Source organism: Patescibacteria group bacterium (genome assembly GCA_024238995.1).
Taxonomy (GTDB): domain Bacteria; phylum Patescibacteriota; class Minisyncoccia; order Minisyncoccales; family JANBVM01; genus JANBVL01.
The window spans coordinates 1-9,584 of sequence record JANBVL010000013.1 but is presented as its reverse complement, the minus strand read 5'-3'; the positions used below and the strand labels follow the sequence as shown (position 1 = coordinate 9,584).

Annotated in this window: 10 protein-coding genes; all 10 read left to right on the top strand. The window is 33.5% G+C overall.

Translation table 11 applies throughout. From position 1 onward, the window contains the following. The coding region (locus KJI70_03610; protein MCP6718588.1) for a type II toxin-antitoxin system HicA family toxin at nucleotides 1-248 on the top strand (248 nt) is incomplete at its 5' end. A gap of 117 nt (nucleotides 249-365) precedes the next feature. Next, nucleotides 366-998: a hypothetical protein gene (locus KJI70_03605; protein ID MCP6718587.1), complete on the top strand. Its 633-nt coding sequence runs from the start codon at nucleotides 366-368 to the stop codon at nucleotides 996-998. A 60-nt stretch (nucleotides 999-1,058) separates the two neighbouring features. Beyond that, entirely contained in the window at nucleotides 1,059-5,264 is a 4,206-nt protein-coding gene (locus KJI70_03600; protein ID MCP6718586.1) for a lamin tail domain-containing protein, read from the top strand. A gap of 152 nt (nucleotides 5,265-5,416) precedes the next feature. Then, complete coding sequence (locus tag KJI70_03595) at nucleotides 5,417-5,554, top strand: hypothetical protein (GenBank protein ID MCP6718585.1); 138 nt, start codon at nucleotides 5,417-5,419, stop codon at nucleotides 5,552-5,554. An 82-nt stretch (nucleotides 5,555-5,636) separates the two neighbouring features. Beyond that, nucleotides 5,637-5,999: a hypothetical protein gene (locus tag KJI70_03590; protein ID MCP6718584.1), complete on the top strand. Its 363-nt coding sequence runs from the start codon at nucleotides 5,637-5,639 to the stop codon at nucleotides 5,997-5,999. 37 nt (nucleotides 6,000-6,036) lie between these two features. Then, nucleotides 6,037-6,267: a hypothetical protein gene (locus KJI70_03585; GenBank protein MCP6718583.1), complete on the top strand. Its 231-nt coding sequence runs from the start codon at nucleotides 6,037-6,039 to the stop codon at nucleotides 6,265-6,267. A gap of 260 nt (nucleotides 6,268-6,527) precedes the next feature. After that, complete coding sequence (locus tag KJI70_03580) at nucleotides 6,528-7,184, top strand: DeoR family transcriptional regulator (protein MCP6718582.1); 657 nt, start codon at nucleotides 6,528-6,530, stop codon at nucleotides 7,182-7,184. 72 nt (nucleotides 7,185-7,256) lie between these two features. Beyond that, complete coding sequence (locus KJI70_03575; protein MCP6718581.1) at nucleotides 7,257-7,769, top strand: RNA polymerase sigma factor; 513 nt, start codon at nucleotides 7,257-7,259, stop codon at nucleotides 7,767-7,769. A 79-nt stretch (nucleotides 7,770-7,848) separates the two neighbouring features. Beyond that, nucleotides 7,849-8,529, top strand: coding sequence for a DUF5667 domain-containing protein (locus KJI70_03570; protein ID MCP6718580.1), 681 nt, complete (start codon nucleotides 7,849-7,851; stop codon nucleotides 8,527-8,529). Between the two features lie 246 nt (nucleotides 8,530-8,775). Further along, nucleotides 8,776-9,584: peptidoglycan-binding protein (locus KJI70_03565; protein ID MCP6718579.1), on the top strand; the 809-nt coding region annotated here is incomplete at its 3' end.

The following is a 9,584-nucleotide window of genomic DNA, read 5'->3' as shown; positions in this document are numbered from 1 at the left end:
GTGATTTTTATATTTCTTGCAAATACAGTAGAATGATTAAGGCTTTGAAAAAATTAGGACTTCATGTTAATGAAAAGGCTTCAAGGCATGCTAAGGCAGAATGTCTTACAAACAAGGCAAAAATCACTATTCCCAGACATCCAAATAAAGAAATCAACAAAGGAACAGTAAAAAATATTTGTGATTTTCTCCTTGCAAAAGAATATTCTGCACAGAAAATAATAGAAGCCCTATGGATAAAGAAATAGAGTTTGGATAAGCTTAGCTTATCCCCAAAGATTATCCAAAGAATTTATGCGACTACAAGAGTTTTCCACAGCACAAGTTGTTGTGTTTTTATTTTTGGACTTGTAAAATTAAAAAACATGAACAAGCTTATAAAGCTTTTATTTTTAATTATTGTTTTACTCCTCGTTATTGGAGGAGTTTTTTATTGGAAAAATCAGCAAGAAGTGGCTGATTTAAATAAAGAATTGCCTGAAGGGGTGAGGGTAGTGAAAACCTTAACTGGAGATTATGTGGTCGTAAATAAGATTGATGGGTATAGTTTTAAAGTGCTGGAGGAGTGGGAGGGATTAAGTAAAGCAATATATAAGGATATTACAAAGACTGAGTTAAGTATTGGAGAGGTGCTTCAGAAAAAAATAATTTTTGAGTCTTATTTGTTAATAGAGGGGACAAGGCCACTAGACGGAATGGAATTAAGAGTTTTGAAATTTATTGATGATGTTGATTTAAATACATTTGTAGAACAATTTAAAGAAATATATATGCCTTACAGGAAAACAACAATATCAGAATTTTTTCCTCAAATAGCAGATTTTATAGTAGAAAACTTAAAAGGTTTAAAATTATCCACACTACTTCAATCGAAGCATGGTAGTGAGATGGTCCTTTCTGACCAATATTATTTTTTTAAAAAAGATTCAAAAATCTATATAGTAATGCATTTCGACGATGAATTTGTTCGAGAATTCATTGCTGATGGGAAATGGTAAGAAACTTCTATGCCTATCAAGATTAGTCCGTATTTAATAAAATTGTCATGTTTAGCGATTATGCTCTGCGTAATCGCTAATTTTGGCTTAGGAAATGTTGTTTTTGCTAAAAATATAGCTAAAATTAATGATAAAGACGTTAAAAAAATAAAAACAGGCTTGGATTTAGTAAAAACAGTAGTGAACTTTACTATTAGAGACGATAAATTAAAAACCATTTTAAATACAGGTATTAATATTGGAGATACATCTACGGACATTACCTATGGACTGCTTGTCCTAAGTACTTTAAATGAAATGGAGTTCATAGATTTAGTTGTTTCTCAGAAATATAAAACAGTGGCAAAAAATTATTTTAATAGTATTTTAGACGAAAGATTGAATTTAATGAATTATTATACAGGAATAGGGTATGACCTGCCCAGAATACTATCGGGAAATATTACGGGACCAATGTCCGCATTAACTTTAAACGCATTTTCAATGACCAGTAAAGTCATTAAGATATTTATAGCCATTGAAAATCTTAAAACAGTCAAATCCTATAACGGTTTATGGTATTATTTTGATTTAAGGAAGAGTAATGAATCTCACAAAACAGCATGGGAAGAAGCAAAGATAGTAATGGGATGGGCGACTAAACCATTATTTTCTCTCCGTGATGTTAATAAAATAACCGAAGACAATAAGTCTCAGCTTGAACTCCAATTTGCCACTCTTTTTGATAAATGGGGACCCTATGTGACTATTAATAAAGGGGTTAATGAACAATACAAAAAACAAGTTCAAAAAGAACTTCAAAATACTGTTGTAACAGCATATGAGAGCTATAAATTTGTTGAAAAAGAGGACAAGCCTTTTTTTACAGAAAAGGCAAGGACAACTTTGAATAATTTGTTGGAGAAAATAAGTAAAATACCAGTATTTGTGGCAAATACTGGCAAAAATATTCAGAAAACAGCCCAAGAACAATTAAACAAGATAAGTTCACAAATACAAAGATTAACAGCTTTTATAAGTAATTTTGGGACAGGTATGGCTGTAAAAGTAGAAGAGATTTCGGAACAATTAATTGAACCAGAAATTAAAAACATAGAAGAAAAAGCAAGTTGGGATAAGCTTAGCTTATCCCAAAAGGATGAGTTGTCAGTAGTATCAGAAGCACAAGATATGGAATATAAAGGAGGCCCAGAACCAAGTTTGGACAAGCTTAGCTTGTCCAAAGAAGAGATTCAGGAAATAATTGATGACATTTCTGAAAGAGTTGATGTTCTTGCGCAAGAAGTTAAAGAATTGATGGATAAAGAAGTTCGGGTTAAAGAAGAATTCAAGGAAGAAATAGGAAAAGAACAGGAGGAAACATTCCAGGCTGAAAAACAGGAATTAGCTGATGGCCAAGAATCAAATGAAAGCATTGTTTATTATAGTGGCGGGATATCTTATTCCCCGCCAAACCCAGTTTTTCTTAAAATTTTAATCACAGAGATTCAAATCGCCAGCGAAAATAATCAAAAAGATGATTTCGTTGAACTCTATAATCCAAATTCTGAAGATGTTAATTTAACTGATTGGTATATTCAGAGAAAAACAAAAAGCGCATCTGATTTTTCAACTTATGCCCCCAAAAGTTTATTTTCAGGAAAACTCATCAGGTCCCACAATTATTTTCTAATTGCAAACGCTTCTTCCTCACCCTTTGTTGTGGCTTGGGTAGCTGATGTCCTAACTACTTATCCTTTAACTGAAGATAATACTCTTGTTCTTAAAAATCCTAATAGAGAAATCTCTGACAAGGTTGGATGGGGTCAATCTCAAGATTTCGAGACTGCTCCAATAGAAAATCCATTGGTTGGCGAAAGTATTGGCAGAAAATGGTCAGCAACAAGCGAAAGCTATATTGATACCGATAATAATTCTCAGGATTTTGAGATTCAAGAACCGACTCCGAGAGCCCAAAATAAATCAAAAATAGAATCGGAACCTGAGTCTGAATCGGAAAACCAATTACCGATTGCATCTTTTAGCTATAATCCCCAAAACCCCAAGATTAATGAACAAATTGTGTTTGATGCCTCTCCCTCAACTGATTCTGATGGTCAGATTACATCTTTTATCTGGGATTTTGGTGATGGTAATTCAAGCACAACGAATCAAGCCACAACAAGCCATTTCTTTACAACTTCAAGTGATTTTATAGTATCGTTTAAGGTCATAGATAATCTTGGAGCGACAAGTTCACTAGCAACTACGACTATAAGTGTAAGCGAAGAACAAATATTTGATTATCCTATTGTGGTTATTAACGAAATATCCTGGATGGGAACAGCGAGTTCGTCAAATGACGAATGGATTGAGCTTTATAATAATACTGAACAGGACATTGATATGGCTAATTGGACTCTCAGCTGGAGTCATGGGACAACCAGTCATTCTATTGTTTTTTCTACTTCAACTGCTACCACCACCATTTCTGCTTATGGATTCTATTTAATGGAAAGAACTAATAATGATACTATAAGCGATATTTTTGCTGACAAAATTTATACTGGAACTTTAAATAACAATGGTGAACATTTAAAGCTTTTTGATAATCAGGACAATTTAATTGACGAAGTGAATTATGTTGATAATTGGTTTGCTGGAGAAAATCAAAAAATAGGGGATGATTGGCTTAGGGTTTCTATGGAAAGAATTAATTCAACTAGTACTGGTTCTACATCGACCAACTGGTTAAGTAACAATCTTATTGTAAAAAACGGCAAGGATGTTAGTGGAAACAATATCAATGGTACGCCAAGGGCGCTGAATTCAGCTTCAATTTCTCCAACATTAATTACGAATTTGCTTTTTGATAAGGGAATTTCTGAAATTATTTTAACTCTCCATAATAGTCCTTATCTTGTTCAAGATAACTTAGATATTCCTCAGAATAAAGCTTTGTCTATTGAACAAGGGGTGATAATAAAGTTTTGTGAAGAGTGCGAATTAATAGTTGAGGGAGTAATTCAAACTCCTGCCATAAGCACTCAAGATATTGTTTTTACCTCTTGGCGGGATGATGATTACGGCGGTGATACGAATGGAGATGGGCAGTTAACAAAAGGCGAAGAAGGGGATTGGAGAAGAATTTATTTTAAAGATAGTTTTGGTTCAGAGTTAAATAATGTAATTGTAAAATACGGAGGAAAATTTCTAGAACACCCATCGTATACTAACTCCTCTTATTTACCAATTATTCATGTTGAAGGAGGAAGTATTAGTATTCAAAACGCTACAATCAGCGATGCCTTTACAAGAGCGATTTGGTTAGATAATTCAACCAGTACTATTAGTGATGTTGTGCTTTTCAACATTAAAAACTCTCCTAGTACTCGTGATTCTGCGGCTATTTTTATAACTAATGGAAATTCGGTTATTGAAAACTCTACTTTTTTAGATAATTCGATTGGAGTTGAGATTCAAGATAGCATCTCAACTATTAAGAATTCTACCTTTTCTAATAATTCAACAGGAATTGAAATTAAAGCTGGGGAACCGAACATTGAAAATAATACTTTTGAAAATAATGAAGTTCCGATTCGCCTTTTTGGGTCAGCTTCTCCTAATTTTTTAAACAATTATCAAAACACTTATAACAATGACTTAAATGCTGTTTTTCTTGCAACATCAACAAGCATATCTGCTACTAGTACCTGGCAAGCTGATTTGCCCTATGTGATCAATACCAATATTTCAATTTCTCAAGGTGTTAGTTTAACCCTTGAACCGAACGTTGTAATTAAGTTTGGTAATAAAAAGTTAATGTTAATTAATGGCAAGCTTATAGCCCAAGGCGCTTCAGACAGTGAAGTGATTTTTACTTCTCTTAAAGATGATGATTACGGAGGTGATACTAATAATGATGCCACCAGCACTCATCCTTATGATATCAATCCTTTGGATGGTCTCCGTGATTGGTTTGGTCTTCGTTTTTATTCTTCTGGTTCAATTTTAGATGGAGTTATTATTAGATATGGCGGTACAACTTTTGATAAGGCTATTGGAGCGGTTGCGATTGAAGAGAATGTTGATATTACGATTCAAAACTCAATTATTGAAAAAAACAGACTTGCTATTACTTATGAAGGTGCGAATTGCACTACAACAAAACAGAAAATTGAGCAATTAGAAACTAAAAACAATGTTGTTTTTAGTGATGATAATGCTTATAAGTACTTAGTTTCTGATAAGTGCTATTGGATTTCTTCTACTGAACATAAGCCATAAGGGTTTTTTAATAATAGGATGGGGATAAGCTTAGCTCATCCCAATCATAATTACGATAAGCTTAGCTTATCGTAATCTGAATTTGACAGGGGGGGGTTCCGATATAATTTAAACCAAAAGTGGTCATTAAAGACAACTTTTGGTTCATAACTATGAACAAAACTCTTGGGCGTGAAATTTTGTCAGGTATGGGCGAGCTTTTAGATGAAAAGCAAGGGGCCTGGGTAAAAGTAAATCTTAAAAAAGATGTTTTGTTTTTATTAAAAGTTAGATATGAAGATGAGAAGTGAATATGACAATTATTACGATTACATATTTCATACAAGGCTCCACTATTGACAAAGCATTATAAAGAAGACGATAATAAAACCAATGAGGGGTTTTCGACCTAAAATAATTATATTTGTTGTTTATAGAGCCAAAGACGGTAATTGGAGGGGGTTTTGCAGTCCCTACGATATTAGCTGTGAGGCAGAAACCAGATTGCAGGCGATGAAAAGGATAGAAAAATCATTCAAGCTATACGAAGAAGGTTTAAAAAAGTATGGATATCCTAAACATTTATCAATACGTCCTTTATCAGACAAGCAGGACCAGCTTGTATTTAAGATAGTGAAAAGAAAGGTTTTTGCAAACATAGAAAAAAACTTTCTTAAGTTTCAAGAAAAGAAAAAGGAAGAGTTTAAAATTAAAGAACCTTTAAACCTCTCGGGTTATTATTTGTGTCCCGTTTAGTATGCCCAAACAAACCCGAATTAAATTTAAGGTTTTTATGAGGGCCATAGAGAGATGTGCGACACAGAGGTTCGGGAAATGTAACATTATTCCCAAGAGAGGAAGTGCAAGAAGAATTGAGTTGTTTAGACAAAAAACCGACAAAGATCCCATTGAAATGTGGGTAGTTCATCAAGATAAGTATGTATATACGTGGGATTTTAAAAAAGCATATACTAAATTAGGAATAACCAAGCAAGAATTTCTGGACATAATTGATTCTCTTTGAATTAACAACAATGAAATGTTCATAAGATAAGACTCTTTTCGGAGTCTTTTTTACAAATTAAAATCCCTTAAGGATTAAGAAACCAATTTCTGAAATGGTCATCTTTATTGAGCGCATGAATTCACAGTGGGTACACAGTAGTTCCACAAAGTTTTAAACAAGTTATTATTGAGTTTTCCAAAGCTTTTTCCACAGCTGATAGAATGATATTTTTTTTGACCAATTTTTTTGTTTTTGTTATAGTTGTTGTATTAAAGAATATGGACAAAAATAGAGTTATTGAAGCAATCAATGAACTGTATAGATTAACCTTACTTTTTCCAAAAAAAGAGCCTTTAAGATTTAAGATGAGAGAAATTGCTGATGAGATTTTAGCTAATTTTGTTACTTATTTTAATTCTTCTCCAAATACTCAAAATCCAGAAACTGTTAAAAGTTCCCATAGCTTGTTTGAAGTTCTTGATAGTTTTTTTGAAGTTGCAAAACAACAAAATTGGGTTAAGCCAATTGATGTTTTAAATCTTCAGGACGAATATAGGGCTATAGAACAAGAAATTAAAAAAGAGGTTAAACAAGCTGAAACTATTAATAGCAAAGAACCAGAACCACAAAAACAAGAGCTTGAAGAGCCTGGCGTTATTCAGATGCCAGCACTTCAGGTTGAAGCTGTTAAAATACCTGAAAAAATCATTGATGTAGAGCAGAGCAAAGCAGAAGTAAGTGAGCGCCAAAAAGTGATTTTAGATATATTAAAGCAAAAAGAAGGTGTGCAGGTTTGGGAGGTTAAAGATTCTTTTCCAGACATAAGTAAAAGAACCTTGCGCAGAGATTTTAGGAAATTGCTTGAAGATGGGTTAGTTGAAAGAGAGGGGGAGAGAAACACTACTTTTTATAAGCTTAAAAGTGATAGGACATAGACAAAATTAAGATAAATGTGTTTAAAAAGTAGGACATGTCCTACTATCAATTTATTTATATATTAAATTTTTATGGGAAATCCCAAAAAATTATTTAGTCAAATATACGATACTTATATTGGCAAAATATATAAGTTTGTGTTTTTAAAGGTAAATTCTCAGGAAATTGCTGAAGATTTGACTTCTGAGGCATTTTCAAGGACATGGGTTGTTTTTAAAGAAAAACAAGAAGAAATCAAGAATGTCCGAGCTTTTTTATATAAAACAGCGAATAATTTAGTTATTGACCATTATCGGGAAAAAGCAAAGACTAATACAATATCAATAGATAGCCATAGTATTTTTGGGATTGCTGATCCAAGACAAGATTTAGAAAAAAATATCCTAATTAATTCAGATATGGAGGTTGTAAAGCATGCTTTGCTTGATTTAAAAAAAGACTATCAAAATATTGTTATTTGGCGCTATTTAGAAGATTTTTCTATAACTGAAATATCAGAACTTTTGAACAGGTCAGAATCAGCGACAAGAGTACTGCTTCACAGGGCTTTAAAAGCTTTAAAAGAAAGAGCAAAACAGGTGTAATAAAACAGTGTTTTTTCCGTCATAATAAGTAGAGCTATAGTGCTTGCATTTTTATTGAATTTGAGATTATTAGATTTACATGAATGAAATCAAACTAGTTAGAGAATTAAAGAAATTAAACCAAATCAAACCCGAAAAACAATTTGTTCTATCAACTAAAAAACAGATTTTAGGAGAAGATCCAAGGTTTGGTTTATTTGTGAACTTGAAACCAGTTTATGCTGGTGTGTTTTGCTTGTTTTTATTGTTAGCTATATTTCAAGTCCAGAATGCTTTACCTGGTGAATCATTGTTTTATTTAAAGAAGATTGCTGAAAAAGGCCAGATTATGTTTTCTTCTGAAGATCAAAAGCCAGGGTTAAGCTTGCTTTTAGCTAATAGAAGATTGGCTGATTTAAGCTTTTTAGCAGAAAAAAATAAAGCCCAGAGATTAGCACCTGCGATTGATGAGTTTAAAGCTAATGTGAATGAGGTGGTTAAAAACCTGGCAAAAGTAACAGAAATTAATGAAAAGTTTGTTGCCCAAATCAGGGAGTTGGAAGAGACCAAACAGGAAGTTGAAAGAGTGCTGGCAACAAAGATTGAAACACAAGAGTTTGATGATGCTTTAGCTGATTTAGTCCAACAACAAATAGAGTATTTAGGACAAAGAACTTTAAATGAAGAAGATTTAGAAATTTTAGAGCAAATAAAGGAGCTTTTTGAAAAGCAGGAATATTCTGAATCATTGATTAGGATTTTAGACTTGAATCACAATTAATTCCTTGAAAGTTTTCCACAGTTTTTATTTTTTCTCAGTTTGCTAATATAGACTATATTAAAATTTGAAAGTCGCGCTCCCCGACCCAAGAGATTGGTGTGGGTGTTATTCTCGTGACTAATACGTAAGGTCACGAGCTCCCCAACCTAACTCAATAAATAAAGTCGTAATTAATTTGGGAAGGGTAGGTCGACGCGACTAGAAGTAAAAAAATTAATAATTAAATACAAAACGAAAATTAAAAAAATGACTAAAATTAAAAAGATTGTCGCGATTGTTACCACATTTACTTTTCTATTTACCGCTGCTGGTCCTGCTATGTCTGCAACGATTGCAGAGCTTCAGGCTCAGATTGCTGATTTGTTAACTTTGATATCTAGTTTGCAGACCCAGTTGTCAGGAATGGCAGGTGGAGGTGGTACTATTTCAGGTTGTACGATTAGTAGCTTTGACAGAAGCCTTAAAACAGGCATGTCAGGTGATGACGTTAAATGTCTACAGATTGTCTTAAATACAGACAGTGCTACTCAAGTTGCATCTTCTGGAGTAGGTTCTCCTGGTAATGAAACTAGCTACTTTGGTTCTTTAACCACTGCAGCAGCAATCAAGTTTCAGGAGAAATACGCCAGTGAAATTCTCGCTACCTATGGTTTAACTAGTGGAACTGGTTATGTTGGAACAACAACCAGAGCCAAGTTAAACAGCTTGCTTAGTTCAGGCGCAGGTGCTGGTACAGGAGGAACTGGTGAAGTCGGAACAGCTGCTGTTGTTAGCTTAGCTGCCGATACACCAGCCGCTTCTCAAACAGCAATGAATGCTCAGGATGTAGTTTTCACAAAAGTTAAGTTTTCAGCTGGTGCTAATGCTTATACTGTTTCAAGTATAGTAGTTACAAGAGGTGGTGTTGCTGCTGATACTGATGTTTCAGCCGTTAAATTATATGATGGCGTAACTCAGCTAGGTTCAACTCAAGCCTTGAATACAACTACACATAAAGCCAGCTTTAGCGGATTAAACTGGACAATTCCAGCTTATTCAGTTAAATACCTGACTAT

Bases quoted from the DNA above. Each gene is read 5' to 3' on its own strand.
- KJI70_03605 (MCP6718587.1), top strand. From the start codon at position 366: ATGAACAAGCTTATAAAGCTTTTATTTTTAATTATTGTTTTACTCCTC.
- KJI70_03600 (MCP6718586.1), top strand. From the start codon at position 1,059: ATGCTCTGCGTAATCGCTAATTTTGGCTTAGGAAATGTTGTTTTTGCT.
- KJI70_03595 (MCP6718585.1), top strand. From the start codon at position 5,417: ATGAACAAAACTCTTGGGCGTGAAATTTTGTCAGGTATGGGCGAGCTT.
- KJI70_03590 (MCP6718584.1), top strand. From the start codon at position 5,637: ATGAGGGGTTTTCGACCTAAAATAATTATATTTGTTGTTTATAGAGCC.
- KJI70_03585 (MCP6718583.1), top strand. From the start codon at position 6,037: ATGAGGGCCATAGAGAGATGTGCGACACAGAGGTTCGGGAAATGTAAC.
- KJI70_03580 (MCP6718582.1), top strand. From the start codon at position 6,528: ATGGACAAAAATAGAGTTATTGAAGCAATCAATGAACTGTATAGATTA.
- KJI70_03575 (MCP6718581.1), top strand. From the start codon at position 7,257: ATGGGAAATCCCAAAAAATTATTTAGTCAAATATACGATACTTATATT.
- KJI70_03570 (MCP6718580.1), top strand. From the start codon at position 7,849: ATGAATGAAATCAAACTAGTTAGAGAATTAAAGAAATTAAACCAAATC.